The organism is Verrucosispora sp. SN26_14.1, from assembly GCF_004307965.1.
In the GTDB taxonomy this organism is placed as follows: Bacteria; Actinomycetota; Actinomycetes; order Mycobacteriales; family Micromonosporaceae; genus Micromonospora.
In genome coordinates, this window is the sequence record NZ_SISL01000088.1 from 1 (window position 1) to 17,381 (window position 17,381).

Annotated in this window: 14 protein-coding genes; 7 read left to right on the forward strand and 7 right to left on the reverse strand. The window is 69.3% G+C overall.

Features of this window, described 5'->3' with window-relative positions; translation table 11 throughout:
* Positions 1–401 precede the first annotated feature (401 nt).
* The 4 genes from EYA84_RS11215 to EYA84_RS11230 all read left to right on the forward strand — a co-directional run bounded on the left by EYA84_RS11215 (position 402) and on the right by EYA84_RS11230 (position 6,046).
* Positions 402–2,099, forward strand: a complete 1,698-nt coding sequence (locus EYA84_RS11215; protein ID WP_131052974.1) for a cellulose binding domain-containing protein — start codon at positions 402–404, stop codon at positions 2,097–2,099.
* A gap of 157 nt (positions 2,100–2,256) precedes the next feature.
* Positions 2,257–2,559, forward strand: a complete 303-nt coding sequence (locus EYA84_RS11220; RefSeq protein ID WP_131052975.1) for a DUF1905 domain-containing protein — start codon at positions 2,257–2,259, stop codon at positions 2,557–2,559.
* A gap of 487 nt (positions 2,560–3,046) precedes the next feature.
* A complete protein-coding gene (locus EYA84_RS11225; protein ID WP_161594949.1) occupies positions 3,047–4,009 on the forward strand; it encodes a LamG domain-containing protein in 963 nt (320 codons plus the stop codon).
* Positions 4,010–4,483: 474 nt separating this feature from the next.
* A complete protein-coding gene (locus tag EYA84_RS11230; protein WP_161594950.1) occupies positions 4,484–6,046 on the forward strand; it encodes an alpha/beta hydrolase-fold protein in 1,563 nt (520 codons plus the stop codon).
* Positions 6,047–6,110: 64 nt separating this feature from the next.
* Here the strand turns inward: EYA84_RS11230 and EYA84_RS11235 are convergent, their stop codons facing one another.
* Together EYA84_RS11235 and EYA84_RS11240 are read right to left on the reverse strand one after the other, a co-directional pair.
* Entirely contained in the window at positions 6,111–7,928 is a 1,818-nt protein-coding gene (locus tag EYA84_RS11235; protein WP_131052978.1) for a cell wall metabolism sensor histidine kinase WalK, read from the reverse strand.
* Positions 7,925–8,632: a response regulator transcription factor gene (locus EYA84_RS11240; RefSeq protein ID WP_131052979.1), complete on the reverse strand. Its 708-nt coding sequence runs from the start codon at positions 8,630–8,632 to the stop codon at positions 7,925–7,927. The genes EYA84_RS11235 and EYA84_RS11240 overlap by 4 nt, the downstream gene beginning before the upstream one ends.
* A 90-nt stretch (positions 8,633–8,722) precedes the next feature.
* On the opposite strand from EYA84_RS11240, the gene EYA84_RS11245 reads away from it, so the two are divergent.
* Genes EYA84_RS11245 through EYA84_RS11255 form a run of 3 tightly spaced genes read left to right on the forward strand, consistent with a single transcriptional unit; the run spans position 8,723 to position 11,972 of the window.
* Positions 8,723–9,946, forward strand: a complete 1,224-nt coding sequence (locus EYA84_RS11245; protein ID WP_131052980.1) for a hypothetical protein — start codon at positions 8,723–8,725, stop codon at positions 9,944–9,946.
* The gene (locus EYA84_RS11250; protein WP_387263746.1) at positions 9,943–10,758 is read left to right on the forward strand and encodes an ABC transporter ATP-binding protein; all 816 of its coding nucleotides are present in this window, start codon (positions 9,943–9,945) and stop codon (positions 10,756–10,758) included. Before EYA84_RS11245 ends, EYA84_RS11250 begins: the two co-directional genes overlap by 4 nt.
* A complete protein-coding gene (locus EYA84_RS11255) occupies positions 10,755–11,972 on the forward strand; it encodes an ABC transporter permease (protein ID WP_131052981.1) in 1,218 nt (405 codons plus the stop codon). The genes EYA84_RS11250 and EYA84_RS11255 overlap by 4 nt, the downstream gene beginning before the upstream one ends.
* 149 nt (positions 11,973–12,121) lie before the next feature.
* Here the strand turns inward: EYA84_RS11255 and EYA84_RS11260 are convergent, their stop codons facing one another.
* The 5 genes from EYA84_RS11260 to EYA84_RS11280 form a co-directional block, all read right to left on the reverse strand.
* A complete protein-coding gene (locus tag EYA84_RS11260) occupies positions 12,122–12,703 on the reverse strand; it encodes a hypothetical protein (protein ID WP_131052982.1) in 582 nt (193 codons plus the stop codon).
* Positions 12,704–12,852: 149 nt separating this feature from the next.
* Entirely contained in the window at positions 12,853–14,508 is a 1,656-nt protein-coding gene (locus tag EYA84_RS11265) for a CotH kinase family protein (RefSeq protein ID WP_131052983.1), read from the reverse strand.
* Complete coding sequence (locus EYA84_RS11270) at positions 14,508–15,185, reverse strand: DUF4956 domain-containing protein (RefSeq protein WP_131052984.1); 678 nt, start codon at positions 15,183–15,185, stop codon at positions 14,508–14,510. The genes EYA84_RS11265 and EYA84_RS11270 overlap by 1 nt, the downstream gene beginning before the upstream one ends.
* Before the next feature lie 15 nt (positions 15,186–15,200).
* Positions 15,201–15,965 (reverse strand): polyphosphate polymerase domain-containing protein, encoded by a 765-nt coding sequence (locus EYA84_RS11275; protein ID WP_236145708.1) that lies wholly within the window; start codon positions 15,963–15,965, stop codon positions 15,201–15,203.
* A gap of 265 nt (positions 15,966–16,230) precedes the next feature.
* The coding region (locus EYA84_RS11280; RefSeq protein WP_131052986.1) for a right-handed parallel beta-helix repeat-containing protein at positions 16,231–17,381 on the reverse strand (1,151 nt) is incomplete at its 5' end.

Consider the following 17,381-nt stretch of genomic DNA (forward strand, 5'->3'; position numbering starts at 1 on the left):
CTCCTGGACGTCGCGCCGGAGCGGCTGCTGCACGTCACCCGGGTGGGCCGCCCCACCCACCCGGCACCCCGCTCCGCCCGCCGCCCAGATGTAAGGAAGGGACCCTTGTAATACACCAGGCGTTAGTAGGGGGCCCTTCCTTGCACACCTCGGGCGCGGCCCGGCGCGACATCCGGGTTGCGGACGGCCGCCTCGGAGGCGACGCGTCGCAACATTGACATCGATCGTTGACGCGGCATACATTCAGGCCGATCTGGCAAGCGCTTTCACCACCGCCCCCGTCCCGGGCGCAACTGGGCGGCCTCCGCCGCGCCATGGGAGCGCTCCCGTCTCTGCGTCGTCACCGACGGCAGGTCGATGCATCCCATTCCGAGGAGACCGGAGCAGCGATGAAAAGACGAATGAGAGCGTTCACACACAATGCCGCCCGGGTGACCGCCGGTGCCGTACTCCTGGCGTCGGCCGGAGTCGCCGTAGCGATGCCCGCCGGCGCGGCGGCAGCCGGTTGCACGGTGAACTACACGGTGGCATCGCAGTGGCAGGGCGGATTCGGCGCCAACGTCGTCATCACCAACAACGGTGATCCGGTCACGAACTGGACGTTGACCTGGCGCTTCGACGCCGGGCAGACCATCGACCAGGCGTGGAACGCCACGGTGACCCAGAGCGGCACCGCCGTCTCCGCCCAGAACGTCAGCTACAACGGCACGATCCCCACCAACGGCACCGCCTCGTTCGGCTTCAACGGGTCCTGGACCGGCAGCAACCCCGCCCCGGTCATCTTCGCGCTCAACGGGGTGGGCTGCACCGGCGGCACCATCCCCAGCCCGCCGCCGACCACGCCACCGCCGACCACCCCGCCACCCACCGGCGCGGCGGACATCACGGTCAACAACGCCACCCGCCACCAGACGGTCGACGGTTTCGGGGCGGCGCAGTCGATCTGGGGCAGCGCGTGGTCGACCGCCGAGACGCAGACATTGGTCGGGATGGGCGCCAACCAGTTGGGGTTGTCCATCGTGCGGACCGGTCTGTCGCCGGTGTCGAGCGAGTGGGCGACGCATGTGAACTCGTTGAAGACGGCCAAGGCCTCCGGTTCGGGCGTGAAGATCCTGGCCTCACCCTGGACGGCCCCGGCGGCGTGGAAGACGAACAACAGTCGGGTCAACGGCGGCAAGCTGCGGACCGACTACTACGACGACTACGCCAACCACCTCAACAGCTACGTCCAGTACATGCGCGGGCAGGGCGTGACGATCGACGTCACCTCCGTGCAGAACGAGCCGGACTGGCACCCGGACTACGACTCGATGGACTGGAGCGGCACCGAGCTGCGCAACTTCGTCCGTGACCACGGCACACGGGTGCAGAACACCAAGCTGATGGTCGCCGAGGCGGTGAACCTGAACTACACCTACACCGACCCGACGCTCAACGACACCACCGCCCGCAACAACATCGGCTACATCGGCGGTCACCTGTACGGCACCGAGGCGGCTGGGCGGCTGCGGTCGTACCCGCTGGCCGACCAGCACAACAAGCCGGTCTGGATGACCGAGTGGAACCTGCACGCGGCCGACGGCAACGGCTCCAACATCTGGGGCAACCCGGGCAACCAGACGGTCTGGAACGAGACGCTCGACGACATCATGCGCACGGTGCACCGGTCGATGGAGGCGAACTGGACCGCCTACGTCTGGTGGTACGGCAAGCGCTACTACTCCTTCATCGGTGACGGCGAGGCCGCCTTCGGCACCACGGCCGGCGCACCGCTCAAGCGGGGGTACGCCTTCTCGCAGTACTCCAAGTACGTCCGCCCCGGCTACCAGCGGGTCGCCCTGGCCAAGAGCTCCAAGGCCGCACCGCTGGAGGTGACCGCGTACCAGGGTGGCGGGAAGACGACGCTGGTGATCCTCAACCGCTCGACCAGCGCGGTCAACAACGCCGTGATCCAGGTGCCGCAGTCCGTCACCCGGGCGGAGCACTACCTGACCTCGCTGAGCGCCAACGCGGCCAGCCAGCCGACCAGCGTCAACGGCGGGCAGGTCTCGGTCAACGTGGGCGCGCGCAGCATCTCCACCGTCGTCCTGACCCACTGAGCGACGACATGTCCACACCCTGCGTGGCGCGCGAGGACCGCGCGCCACGCAGAGGCCGTCGGGCGTCCGCCCGTGGGCGGTCGCTGCGACCGTTCGCGAGCGACCTTCGACCGGCGGGGCGTCGGCACTGTCGGTCCCGGATGTGATGCTGACCGTCGTGATCGTGACGTTCGACAGTGAGTTGTGGACCTGGGCTGCCCGGCGTGACGAGAGCTGGACCTTCGTCAGCCTGCCGGTCGGGGCGTCGGAGGAGATCCGCGAGCGCTCCGGCGGGACCCGTCGGGGTTTCGGTGCGGTACGCGTCCGGGCCGCCATCGGCGGCAGCCGGTGGACGACCTCGGTGTTCCCCGACAGCACACGCGGTTGCTACGTCCTCCCGGTCAAGCGCGCCGTCCGCACCGCCGAGGCGCTCGACGTGGGCGACACCGCCACCGTGACCGTCGAACTGGTCGACCACTGATGAGGGCGGTGTCGTCGGAGCTGGTCGGGGCCGCGACCACCACGGGCCGGAGTGGGCCACGCCGAAGTCGTCACCGGGTCGGACCGGGAGCGACGTGCCGTTGGGCAGGGCCGGGTCGCAGGGCCTGAGGGCCCCCGGTCACCGTGGGTACCGCGCAGCGGCACGGCGACCTCAGGAACAACACATAGACGTACGACGACATAACGGCATCTCCTCGGTGCCCCGGTCGAGCGACCGGGGCGCCATGGAGGGCTCCTACCGCCACCCACCGAGCGGCTGACAGATCATGGACCATTCCCCGACCGCGATCGAGTGACGCGCCGTCGATCGCGCGCGTACGGGCGCATTCTCCGGGTCGCATTCCCGTCGAATTCCCGCACTACCGACGCGTCTCGCTACGATTCAATCGCACCGCCGTTCCGGCGGCTCGACTCCCCGTCGACATCGTGGAAATTCCACTGACGACGACCGGAAAGGAATGCCGCTCATGAGAAGTGAGCATCCTTCGCCGCTCGACGACGACGGGGCACGTCGAGCGGACCTTCCGCTGTCGTCGGCAGAAACCGCCGAGAGCGACCTGACCACTCCGCACGACACCCCCGACATCGTCGAGCCACGCACTCCGTCCGCCACCGGGGAGCGGGACGCCGACCCGACCGGGACCAACCCGACCGAGACCAACCCGGCCGGGACGGACACCGCGGTGACGCGCCCCCGGCGACAGCGACTCCGTCGCGCGCTGAGGTCGGTCCCGGGGCTGATCGGCATCGTCGGCGGCCTGGTCGGGATCGTTGCCGGCATCGCGGCGCTGATGCCGAAGGAGCAGCCGCCGGACCCGTTCCGGCACGCGTTGTTCACCGAGCCGTTCACCTCGACCGTCAGCGATCCGGACGAGGTCCTGGCGCGGTACGCGCTCTGGGTCGACACCGAGGACGGCGACGACGACGTGTGGCGGAGCGAGATCGACACCGTCCAGGGTCTGTTCCGCCTCTCCAACCGGACCGACGCCAGCCGGGTGCGCTACATCTGGATCAACGCCACCAACGCCGGTGACCGGGTGCCGGTCGAGATGACCGACAGGCCGGTCTCCGTCGACGTACGAATCGCGGACCGGGCCCTCTCCACCAGCGCGGCCGGATTGATGTACCGGTGGTCCGGTCAGCCGAAGCGGTACTACGCCTTCCTGCTCTCCGGAGACGGCACCTATTCGTTCGTGGCGCGCAGCGACACCCTCGGATTCTCCTACCGCCTGACCGAGCGTTCCGAGAAGATAACCGCCGAGGGCTGGAACAGTCTGGCCATCGTCGGCAAGGGCGATCAGCTCGATCTCTATATCAACGGCACGAAGGTGAAGACGGTCGACGCCGTCGATTTCCCGGACGGCACCGCCGGGGTGATCGCGACGAGTCGCGGTGCCTTCGAGTTCGACAACTTCCGCATCTACGAGTGACGGCGTCGCCGCGATCGCCGGACACGTGAGCCGGCACCCGATCGGAAGCCGAGACGACTCCATGGTGACGGTGCGTCGATCCCCGCACGGCCGTGACCAGGAGCGACCTGAGACGTAACGGCCCTGGAACACTCTTGACATCGAAAGGCGACCCCCGCCACACTACCGATGCTAATTCGATTTAGCACAGGACCAGATCCACAGAGTACCGAAACGGGTCATACCCCCCACCGGGCAGTAGCCCACGTGGCCCACGAGGAGGCTCTCCATGTCCGACCACCCCGCGCCTCGTCGCGCAGACCTCACCCACCTTCAGCGGCTCCGGCGGCAGTAAGCCGGAGCCGAGAGCCAGGGTCCGAACACGACCACGAGATCCGAACAGCACCGCGAGAAGCGGTTGTAGAGGAGTGTGCTCAGTTGAAGACAGAGACCGGAAAGCGCAGGCTCAGGCGTACCGTCTCGTTGCTCGCGACCATGTCACTCGGAGTCGGCCTCGTCGTCTCCGCGCCGGCTGCCGCCTCGGCCAAGCCTGCGGCCAAGGAGGGTGCGACCGTCAAGGCGGACAAGCACTCACCGACCGGATACACGGTCACCTTCGTCTACCGCAACCCGAACGCCACGCAGGTCCGTCTCGCCGGGGACCTGACCCTGCTCGACGTGAACACCGGCAACACCCGGTACCAGCCGGAGGAGTGGCAGCCGGGTCGGTACCACGCCGGGGGAACCGAGTTCCTCCGCGACATGACCAGGGACAAGAAGGGCAACTGGTCGGTCTCGCTGCCGCTGCACGCGGGCGGCATCAGCTACTGGTACCGGGTCTGGGACCCGACCCAGGGCTGGGAGAACAAGCGCATCTGGGACCCGGCCTCGACGAACCCGCGTCCGCCGGGCGAGTCCTCGTTCCGGACCCGGAACAACGACGTCCTCGACGCCGTGTACGTGCCGTACGCGACCAAGCAGAACGACCCGGTGCTCAAGAGCCGTGCCGAGTACGAGCTGCCGGCCAAGCCCAAGGACCGGGGCACCGTCAGGTACGTCCCGTACACCACCATCCTCGGCGACAGCGGTCACTACCTCGGTGTCTACCTGCCGCCCGGTTACAACGCCAAGCGCGCACAGCCGTACAAGGTGGCGTACCTGGCGCACGGCATCTTCGGTGACGAGACCGACTTCATGGTGCCGGCGAACGTCCCGAACATCCTGGACAACATGACCGCGAAGGGCGAGATCGAGCCCACCGTGGTCGTCACCATGGGCAACCACTTCACGGGCACCAGCCTCGGCTTCGCGTCGTACAACCAGACCAACGCCGCCGACAACCTGGTCCAGACGATCCTGCCGCTCATCGAGGACCGGTACAACGTCGCCACCGACCGGTCCGGCCGGGCGTACGCCGGGTTCTCGTACGGCGGTATGACCGGCGCCCACGTGATCCGCGGCTACCCGACCACGTTCGGGTACTACGGTCACTTCTCCGGCAACCCGTCGCTGAGCGCCCAGGACTACGACAACGTCGCGAACGCGGTCGGCGACGACGACCTCCTCGTGTTCCTCGGCAACGGCGTGTTCGAGGGCAACCTCAACAACCAGAACGCCATCGCCGACAACTTCCGCGCCCGTGGGTACACCGCCCACACCACCCAGGTCCCGGGTGCGCACGACGGCATGACCGCCAGCCAGCTCTTCACGATCTTCGCCCGCGACCACCTCTGGACGGGCGTCGACACGGTCGGTGACGCCCGTGCCAAGGTCAAGGCGAAGGCCGCGCCCGCGTCGGTCCCCGCCGGCCGCGCGTTCACCCTCGACGTCGAGGTGCGGGCACAGAAGAAGCACAAGAAGTCGCCGACGCCGACCGGCGAGATCACCGTGACCTTCGCCGGCAGCACGCACGTGGTGACGCTGGACAAGGGCAAGGCCGTCGTGAAGCTGCCGACCAGCGGGCTGTCCGCCGGGTCGTACGCGGTGCACGTCGCCTACTCCGGTGACCGGACCTACGCGCCCACCGCAGAGGTGCACCAGAAGCTGCGGGTGCGCTGACCGATGAACACGGTGGGCCGTTGACCTCCCCCGTCCTCGGTCCACCCGCACCGGCGGGGCCGCGTCATTCCTGACGCGGCCCCGCCGGGGTGTCCGGCAACCGGACGGTGAACAGGCTGCCCTCGCCCAGGGTGCTCTGCACGTCGATGGTGCCGCCGTGTGCCTTCACGAGATGCTGGGTGATCGGCAGACCCAGGCCGCTGCCACCGGTCGCCCGGGTACGCGAGCCGTCCGCCCGCCAGAACCTGTCGAAGATCTTCGACAGGTGCTCGGCCGCGATGCCCACCCCGGTGTCCCGTACGGTGATCGTGGTGTCCTGCGCGGCGACGGTGACCGACCCCCCGGGCGGGGTGTAGCGGATCGCGTTCGAGACCAGGTTGCCGACGATCTGCCGCAGCCGTACCGCGTCGGCCGGCAACACGGGGTCCTCATCGATCTGCACGGTCAGCGCGATCCCGGCCGCCTGGGCCGTGCCCCGATGACTGTCCACCACCTGCGTGACCACGTCCCGCACGTAGGTCGGCTCGGGATGGATCCGCAGCGTGCCCGCGTCGGCGGCGGCCAGGTCGGCGAGGTCGTCGATGATGTGCTGAAGTAGCACCGCCTCCTCGTGCAGCAGGTCGAGCAGTTGGGCGTCGGTCGGCGCGAGATCGTCCTGGGCCGCCTCCAGCCAACTGCGGATGTTGGTCAGCGGCGTACGCAGTTCGTGCGCGACGTCGCTGACCATGGCGCGTCGCTGCGCCTCGGCGCGGTCCCGACGGTGGGTCGAGTCGTTCAGCGCCCGGGCCAGCCGGCCGATCTCGTCCGGTGCGGAGACCGGGGCCGGCTGCTGCCGGTCGACGGCGTCGGTGAGTGTCCGCAACGGACGGACCAGCCGGCGGCCGACCAGCACCGTGACGATGATGGTGGCGACCAGCACCGCGCCGGTGACCGTGACGATGCGGACGGTGTTCTCGCCGGAGAGCGTGAAGGTGGTCTGGTCGGCGCCGCTGTCCGGGGCGGTGATGAACAGCAGCACGGCCGGGGCCACGTGCGGCTGGAGCATGCTCCGCCGCGACTGCTCCACGCACTCGCTGATCAGGGCCGCTTCGTCCGCGTCCACGTCGACCCGGAAGGTCTCCCGGGGGGCGGGACGGACGCTGCGCTCGTCGACGGAGATGTTGATCAGGTACGCGCTGAAGTCGGGCAGGATCTCCAGTCCCTCGTCGTCGGCCAGGTCGAGGCACTTCCCTGCCAGCTGCCCCAGGGACCGCAGCGCCTTCTCCTCGGCCTGGCCGGCCGTCTCGGGCTTCGCCTCGCATCGATCTGCCGACCCGCGCGGATCCGGCGTGGTCAGCACGACGGTGAACCGCCCGTCGGGCAGCGGCTTGATCTCTCCGTCCAGGCGACTCCCCCGCAGGCACCTCAACTGTTCCTCGGCCTTCGCGAGCAGTTCGTCGCTGACGTCGTCCGGCACCCGGAACGGGCCGACCGCCCGAGGGTCGATGCGGTCGGTGCCGCCGGTGAGGCCGAGGTCCAGGTTCAGCGGGTCGACCACGGCGGCCGGGCGGGCGGCGTCCAGCGAGGGGCCGTCGAGCGTGTCGGCCACGATCGTCCGGTCGTCGGTCATCAGCGTGATCCGCCGGTCCAGTCCGGCGGCCCGCTGCTCGATGAGCGGCGACACCGCGGACCAGTCCGGGTGGGTGGCCGCGTACTCGATCAGCTCGTTGTAGACCTCGGTGTTCTCGGCGAGTGAGCGACCCTGCTCCTGGCTGATCGCCCGGGTCGCGGTCCGGGTGGCCAGCCAGGCGGTGGAGGTGATCGCGGCGATCGCGATCAGCACCGAGGTGACCAGCAACCGGGTCACCAGACTGTGCCGGATCGGCACCCGCCGGGTGCTCATCGGGATGTCGCCGAAGCGCCGGCCAGCTTGTAGCCGACCCCGAAGACGGTCACCAACCAGACCGGCCGCTGCGGATCGCGTTCTATCTTGCGACGCAGGTTCATCACGTGGACGTCGATGGTCCGCTCGGTCGAGCTGCGGTCGAGCCCCCGCGTGTGGTGCAGCAGTTGGCCTCGGGTGAAGACCCGGTTCGGCTGCTTCACCATCGCCACCAGGATGGCGAACTCACCCCGGGTGCAGGCGACCCGGACGCCGTCCACGGTCACCTGGTGCGCGGTCGGGTCGATCTCGATCGGTCCGACCCGCAGCAGCCCGGCCCCGGCGGGCGACGGTGTGCCGGGTCTCGCCCGCCGCAGCAGGGTCCGCACCCGGGCCATCAGTTCCCGGGGGCTGTACGGCTTGGTCAGGTAGTCGTCGGCGCCCAGGTCCAGTCCGGTCAGCAGGTCGTCCTCGGAGGACCGGGCGGTCAGCATCAACACCAGGACGTCGGACTCCCCGCGCAGGGTCTTGCACACCTGGAGACCGTCCATCTCCGGCATCATCACGTCCAGCACCAGCAGGTCGGGACGGAGTCGGCGGGCCGTCTCCAGCGCCGCCCGACCGTCGTGCACCACCACGGCCTCGTGCCCCTCGGCGGTCAGATAGCGGCGTACCACCTCGGCCTGGCGAGGATCGTCATCGGCGACCAGCACCTGTGCACACATGGCGGCGATGATAGGACCGGATTCCCGACGGCAGGGCTCCGGCGGCGATACCTGACAGGTTTCTAACGACCGCTGGACACCCTCGTCGGCATGGATCCGAAGCAGGACGCCCCGACCGAGTTCATACCGCGTGTACCCGATCCGCCCGTACGGCGACGTGGTGTGCGGTGGATCGCCGTGGCGCTCGTGGTGGCGGTGCTGACGGTGGGTACCGGGATCGTGGTGACCCGGCACCGGGCAGACGCACAGCCGGCGTCGAGGGAAACCGACGTGGTCGCGACCACGCCGATCGCGCGCCGTGACCTGTCGACCACCCGGACGCTGCCCGGAAGCATCGGGTACGGCCCGACGCGCCCGCTGGCCGGGCACCTGACCGCGACGGTCACCTGGTTGCCGAAGGCCGGCACCACGGTCAAGCGGGGTGGGCAACTGTTCCGGGCCGACGACCGGCCGGTGGTGCTCTTCTACGGCAGCATCCCGATGTACCGGGACATCGCCGGCACGAACCTGGTCGGCCGGGACGTCCGGGTGATCGCCGACAACCTCCGTGCGCTCGGTTACCCGATCGGCTGGCAGCCGTCGCCCGGCGAGCAGGTGACGCCGCAGCCGCCGACCCGCAACGCCGCCGACGATGACGACGACGAGCCGGCGGCGGCAGCGGAATCCCCGGCAGCTTCGCAGCGGGTACGCAGCGGCGAGGGCGTCCTCACGCCGGCACTGGTCGCGGCTATCAAGCGCTGGCAGACCGACCTCGGTGTGCCGGCGACCGGCACGATCCCGGTCGGACACGTCGAGGTGGCCAGCGGGGCGGTCCGGGTGGACTCGGTGACCGCCCAACCCGGTGACCCGGCGGAGACGCCACTGATGTCGGTGACCTCGGTCCGCAAGGTGATCACGGTCGGTGCCGAACTCACCGACGCCGCCGCCATCAAGCGTGGGGACCGGATCCGGGTGGGCCTGCCCGACGACCGTGAGGTCCCCGCCCGGGTCGTCTCCGTCGGCCGTGATCTCGTCGCCAGCGACAGCGGCATCGCGAACGGCCCAGCGCTGCTCACCGTGACGGTGGCCGTCGACAAGCCGCAGACCATCGCCGACCTCGACTCCGGTGAGGTGCAGGTGCACTTCACCGGTCGTACCGCCGTCGACGTGCTGGTCGCGCCGGTCGAGGCGCTGGTGGCGTTGCGCGAGGGCGGTTACGCGGTGCAGGGACCGGGCGGGCTGGTCGCGGTCAGCACCGGCATGTTCGCCGACGGCTGGGTCGAGATCACCGGCGACGGACTGACCGAGGGCACCGAGGTGGTGGTGCCCTCGTGACCGGACCCGTGCTCTCGGTGCGTCACGCGTCCATGGTCTATCCCGGCGGGGTCACCGCGCTGGCCGACGTCAGCCTGGACGTCGCCGCCGGGGAACTGGTCGCCGTCGTCGGGCCGTCCGGATCGGGCAAGTCGACCCTGCTCAACATCATCGGCACGTTGGACCGCCCCACCTCGGGCACCGTCCACATCGCCGGCCAGGACGTCGCCACGCTCGGCGACCGGCGGCTGTCCGCGCTGCGGGCCCGGGAGATCGGCTTCGTCTTCCAGCAGTTCCACCTCGCCGACGGGCTCAGTGCCGTCGACAACGTCGCAACCGGCCTGCTCTACGCCGGGGTGCCACGACGGCAACGGCGGGAGCACGCCCTGCGCGCCCTGGCCCGGGTCGGTCTGGCGCACCGCACCGGGCACCGCCCGGGGCAGTTGTCCGGCGGCGAGAAACAGCGCGTCGCGATCGCCCGCGCCCTGGCCAACCAACCGTCGCTGGTCCTGGCCGACGAACCCACCGGCGCACTCGACACCGCCACCGGTCAGTCCGTGCTGCGGCTGCTGCGTCGGCTCCACGAGGAAGGCACCACCATCGTGCTGATCACCCATGACCGAGGCATCGCCGCGTCACTGCCCCGGCAGATCGAGATCCGCGACGGACGACTGATCCGCGACGACACGCACCCGTCGCCCGTCCCGGCGCTGGCCGTGGAGTCGGCTCCCGCCGTGGAGTCGGTCAGCTCGGCGCGCACCGTGGAGTCGGGCGGCCTGGCGCGTGCCGTGGAGTCGGGCGACCCGGCCGGCGATGCGGTGTCGGACCGGTGACCGGGCCGATCGACCGGGCACCACGACCGGCCCGGCTGGCCGTACCGGACCTGCTCTCGCTCGGGCTGACCGGCCTGCGGGCCCGCCCGCTGCGGGCGGTGCTGTCGGCGCTGGGCATCGCGATCGGCATCGCCACGATGATCGTGGTCACCGGCATCCCGGCCGCCGGCCAGGCCGCGCTGCTGGCCGAGTTGACCGCGCTCGGCACGAACTCCCTCCAGGCGGTGGCGGCACCGGATCGTGATCCGCCGACCAAGCTGCCGGAATCCGCCGTGGTGATGGTGCAGCGGATCGGCCCGGTCACGGCGGCCAGCGCGGTCGGCAACACCCGCACCGTGGTACGCCGCAACGACCTCCTCGATCCCACCGACGGCTCCGGCCTCACCGTGCTGGCCGCCCGCCTCGACCTGTTGCCCACCATCAACGCACGGATCAGCGTCGGCAGTTGGCTGAACCCGGCCACGGCGGAGTTCCCCACCGTCGTACTCGGTTCGGTGGCCGCCACCCGACTCGGCATCGCCGACCTGCCCGCCGGACAACCCGCACCCCAGGTGACGATCGCGGACCGGCGGTTCACCGTGGTCGGCATCCTGGCCGAGACCCCGCTCTCCCCCGACATCGACCGGTCGGTGCTGGTCGGGTGGCCGGCGGCCCGCAGCGAACTGCGGTTCGACGGCCACCCGACGGTGATCTACATCCGTTGCGAGGAGTCGCAACTGGAGGCGGTACGCGGTGTCCTGGCGGAGACGATCTCGCCGGAGCGTCCCGGCCAGGTGGTGGTGAGCCGCCCCTCCGACGCGTTGGCCGCGAAACGGGCCACCGAGGGCAACTTCTCCGTGCTCTTCCTGGCGCTGGCTGCGGTCGCCCTGCTGGTCGGAGGCATCGGGGTGGCCAACACGATGGTCGTCTCGGTCCTCGAACGGCGTGCCGAGATCGGCCTGCGACGGGCACTCGGGGCGACCCGGGGACAGATCCGGGGCCAGTTCCTGACCGAGTCGACGGTGCTGGCGGCACTCGGCGGTCTGGTCGGCACGGCGGTGGGACTGCTCGCCACCGTCGGATACGCGGCCTGGCAGGGATGGCCGCTGGTGCTGCCCGGCCAGGCGGCGGGCCTCGGGGTCGGCGGAGCCGTGGTGATCGGGGTGCTGGCCGGTGTCTACCCCTGCGTACGCGCGGCCCGGCTACCCCCGACGCAGGCCCTCGCCGCCGCCTGACCCCACCGGCCAGCACAGACGAAAGGGCGCGGCGACCGGTGCTCCCGGTCGCCGCGCCCTGCTGTGCGTGTAAGGAGGGGTCCCTTCCTAACGCCTCGTGTATAGGAAGGGACCCCTCCTTACATTCTCGCCGCGCTCGTCGGGCGGCGTCAGTTCTGCGCGGCGGCGACCTTGCGCTCGCACTCGGGTGCGAACTCCAGGCCCATGCTGATCGAGCGGGAGTGGTTCTGGTCCCCGCCGAAGGCGAGCGAGATGCCGTCCTCGGAGACCTCCACGTACTTGACGCCCTTGTCCTTCAGGCACTTCACGACGGCGACCGCGAAGTCCCGGGCCTCCGGGTTGGCCGGGTCCTTCTCCCACGGCGGCAGCGGATAGAACTTCGGCTCACAGATCAGGTTCGCCGCCTCGTACGCCTCCGCCTCCTTGGCGTTGGTCTCGCCGGACGGTCGGCCAGGATGCCCGGCCGTCAACTTCTCCGGGACACCCTGCTGCTTCAGGCACTTGCGGTACGGCCCGAGCAACGCCTCGTACTCCTCCGACGTGGTGTCGAGCCGCTCGCGCGGACGTTCCTCCTTCGGCTGCGCCGAACCGGTCCGTTCCGGCTCCGGGGTGGCCAACGAGGCCACCTGTCCGCTGCCGTCGTCCGTTTTCTTCTCGTCGGCCGTCGCCCCGCAGGCCGACAGCGCGATCAGCATGACGGCACCCATCAACAGCGTCCGACTCCTGCGCATGACAACGCCTTTCGTCCGATCGGACCGGGACATTCCCGGGCCACTGCGGCCGGTTCTTGGCCCGGCCGCAGCCAGCCTCCCGATCGGACGTGAGGAACATGTCAGGTCGGCGGGCCCCCCGCCGGACATCGACGGAGGGCCATGACAACTCAGCTCTGGGTGATCACCGGATCTGCGGCGAGGCTCTCGGTGCGTTGACCGATCAGGGTGCGCAGCCGATCCGCGTCGTCCGTCACGGTCTGCGCGTCCTGCCCGTCGACGCTCGACAACACCTCGGTGATGCCGTCGAGTGCCGCCAGTGCCGAGCCGTCGGCATAGACCTGCCGATAGAGCTGGCGGTACGCGTCCTCGTACACCTTCGTGAACGTCTCGCTGGCAAGGAAGCGTTCCTTGAGGAGGTGGCCGCCCCCATCAGGCCCACCACCACCAGGCCCACTGCCAGCGGGCCCACCACCACCGGGCCTATTGCCCTCTCGCCCACGCGTACGTGGCTGCCCGGTGTCGGGACGGTCCGCACGCTCGGGCATCGTGTCGGCAGCGCCGGGCGCGCCTTCCGGCTGGCCGGGCATCGTACGGGTGGCACCCCCGCCCCGGAAACCACCACCGAGGCGCCCCTGCTCGTGCGGGCCCTGGCCGGCGTCCCCGCTGAACGTCAGGTTGTAGTCCCAGCCGACCACGGTGAACTTCTTACTGGTCAGGTCGTACCAGAGGTAGTAGTTGCGACCCGGACCGGACATGTCGTCGAAATTGAGCAGCAGGTTCTGCCAGGCCACGTAGCGGGCGAAGGACTCCACGTCGACCCGGTCGGCGAGGTGTTCGTCGAACTCGGTGTCGCTGGCGTTCTCGACCCATCTGATCAGGTCGATGACCGGTTGCAGGTCCTGACTGCCCTTCATGGTGATCTGTTTGAAGTCGTCGTCGTAGGCGGTCGGGTCGTCGCCCTGGTCGGTGAAACTGCCGGTGGCCAGCGCCTTGTAGAGGACCCCACTGCCGTCGATCTTCGCGGTGAAGTTCTCGTCGGGATGTTCCACCACCAGGCGGGCGGTGGTCGGCCGGTCGTTGACGGTGAAGCTGGTGTACGCGTACTCCTGGGCCACCTCACCGGCGTCGCCGAGCAGGTCGAGCGTCACCGCCTCGTTGAGCACCGTGGAGCCGCCGCCCATGCCGGCGACGCGAACGGAGAGTTCCCGGTGCCCCTGGTAGCGGCGGCCGTCGACGTACTCGTCGAAGCGGATGAGCCAGGGCAGGTTCTCCGGTTCCTCGGCCTGGAGCGAGATCCGCGACATCCCGCCGCCGTTCGGCCCGGGACCGGCACCGCCGCGATCGGCGCCGTCCGGCAGCGGACCGGCACCGTCGCGATCGGCGCCGTCCGGCATGGGACCAGCACCGTCAGGTGCCGCGCCGCCCGGTCCGCCCTGCGGGGTCTCGCCGTTGCGGCTCAGGCTGCGCAGCGTGGAGTTCCCCTTCAACCGGATGCCGACGCTGGGCACGCTGGTGCCGTCGACGACCAGGTCCGCCTCGATGTAGTCCTTCTCGCCCTCGGCATAGAAGGTGTCCAACATCCGCTGGTAGTCCGCGTCGCGGAAGACGAGCGTGATGCTGTGTGCCACGGTCTCGTCGAACAGGTCGACGGTGCCGGCGATGTCCTGAGTGACCAGGTCACCGCCGACCGCACTGCTGGTGACGTACGGGCGGATGCGCACCGTGCTGAGCGTCACCGTGAGGACGAGCAGGAAGGCGGCGCAGCCGGCCAGGAACTTCCAGTAGTGCCGGACCCGGATCGGGATCCGGTGCTTGAGCCTCATCACAGGTCCGTCTGGTCGTAGCCGGTCAGCACCGTGACCCGCTGACCGCCGGTGCGTTCGGCCAGCGCGGCGATCAGGTCACCGGGTTCGGTGCCCTTCTTCAGCCGGACCGTGTACATGATCTCGGTCAACGCGCCGCCCCGAATCGTCTCCATGCTGACCAGCTCGAACTCGCTGGTGTGGCGCACCAGGACGTCCTGGATGGACTCGGTGTAGTTCTCCACGGGCGGGACCTGCACCTTCACCACCTGCCGCTGCACGTTCGCGGCGAACCAGTTGAAGCGGTACATCAGCACGATGATCATGCTGATCACGACGGCGGCGACCACGGCCAGGACGTAGAACCTGGTGCCGCAGGCCATGCCGATACCCATCACCAGAAAGATGAAGCCGACGTCCCGGGTCTCCTTGATGGCGTTCCGGAAACGCACCACGGACAGTGCGCCCACCAGAGCGAACGCGCGGGCGATGTTGGACCCGACGACGAGCATGATCAGCGAGATGAGCATGCCGAGAATGACGAGCGTCTGCACGTACGACTGGCTGTACGAGATGTTCCGGTGGGTGAATCGGTAGACCCAGCCGATCATCGCGCTGAGCAGGAAGGACAGCGACAGGACGAGGGCGATGTCGCCGACGCTGAACGTACCGGAGAGATCCTGGAATTCGAACGGCATGAGAATCGCTGCTCTCTACACGTAGGGATGGGAGACGGCGGCGTCGTCCGTCACGTGGAAGACGGATCGAGGGGCGCGACCGAACGCCTCCACGCTCTGGCAGTACTTCGACAACCGGACGATCGACAGGTTGGTCCGGGCGGCCAGATCGGTGAACCAGTACGGCACCCGCTCGTTGGCCTTGATCTCCACCACGGCGAGCGTGGCCGGCACGATCAGGCGGTTCTCCGCCTCCGCGCCCAGGTGGAAGTCGCGGTCCCGCCCGCGTACCCGATGGTCGATCGTGACCCGCAGGCCGACGTCGGAGTCCCGCCCGACGAACGCCTCCCGCTGGTAGCCGGTCATCGCGACCGGACGCAGATCCAGTCCACAGACCAGTTCAAGCACCTCTTCGAGGAAGGCCCGCTGGTCGGGATGGTGCGCGACCATCTCCCGGCGGTCGCAGAAGTCGCGGGCCAGGCGGTACGGCAGAGCGACGCGACGCTTCTGGGTGACCCGGTTGACCCGTTGCTTGATCTCGACGTGCACGAGGCTGTCGTCGGTGATCGTGGACCGGTCGCCGTAGTGCCTTATCCGCAGTTTGCGACGGAACCGGAGACCTTCGATCTTCTCCCAGTAGAAGAGCAGTCGATCCGTGTCGTAGTAGACGCTCCACACGCCGTATCCGGTCCGGTCACCATGGCTGTCGCGCCCCATTCGCGCGTCCAGTTCGGCACGCAGCGCCGCCACGTCGGCGACCGGCACCACGTACTTGACCTCGTACCGATTGAAGGCGTGCAATCGGCTCGGGGCGCGGAGCGCGTGGCCGGCCTGATCGTCGCGGTCGGCAGCCGGGCCGGACCCGACGATCGGTGCCGATGGTGTACGCGTTGCGGAGCGGGCGGGTGCCCGGTTGCGCCAGGTGAGCATGGGATGTTGGCCGATCCGTAGGCGACAGATGCCAACGAATACCAACAGGCGTACCTATGAACGAGCTTTGTTTCTCGGATGAACCCCCGGTGAACGACGTCGGCGTCACCGGTGACGCCGACGTCGTCCGTGTTCGTTACGGGGTGACCACCCGGCCGCCGAAGGTCACGACCAGCCGGCCGTCGGAGGCGAAGGACCACCCCAACGCCCCCGAGTACGACGAACACCGGGACCCGTTGGTGCCGGACCAGAACTGGTTCGAGCTGTCGGAGTTGCCGACGATCCGGTCGTTCGAGCCGCCGCTGCACGAGGTGTTGTTGCGGAACACCGAGGAACCGCCGTCGAAGTTGAAGTTGCGCTCGGTGTTGCCGATGTTGGCGTTGTTCGACACCGTCATCGTGCCCAGGTTCCGGTTGTAGGTGAACCCGTGCTTGCCGTTGTCGTAGGCGATGTTGCCCCGGATGGTGTGGTTCACCGCGATGTCCTCGCCGCCGAGCTTGAACCCGTTGCGGTCACCGTTGCCGGCCTGACCACCGTTGCTGAGGGTGCCGTTGCCGTAGGCGAGGGAGGACTCGATGGTCACCGCGCCGATCGCGCCGGTGTCGCTCTTGGTGTAGAGGTCGTACCCGTCGTCGATGTTGTTGTGGGCGACCGTGTAGCGGAAGACGTTGCCGGCGCCGACGGTCAGCTTCGGGGCGAACCCGTCGGCGTCCTCACCGTCGGAGTCGACGTTGTCGTGCGACACCGTGCTGACCACGAGGTTGTTGGAGGGCCACTGGTCCCGGGGCGCGTTGGCGATCAGCCGCGAGAGCTGGAGCCCGGAGTCCCTGTTGTGGCGGGTCACCACCCGCTCGACGATGTTGTTGTTGCCGGCGAGCAGGATGCCGTTGTCCCCGGCCCGCTCGACGACGATGCCACGGACGTGCCACCACGATCCGCCCATTTCGAGTCCCCGGTTCGCCGGGTCCTCGCTCTGCGCCGAGAAGTTCAGGACCGGGGTCTCCCCCGCGTACGCGAAAATGTTCTTGCGGGCGCTTGACGTGCCGTTGTTGCCCTGGCCGATGGTGATGGTCTGCGAGTGGCGGTAGGTCCCGCCGCGCAGGAAGATCGTCCCGCCCGAGGTGATCCGGGTGATCGCGGAGGCGAGCGTCGTCGGGCTCGCCAGCGTCCCGGGCGCGCTGTCGGTGCCGGTCGGCGCCACGTAGAGCGTGTTGGACGACGGCGGAGGCGTGGTCGGCGGAGGCGTGCTGGGCGGCGGGGTGGTCGGCCCGGTCGTCGGCGGCGGCG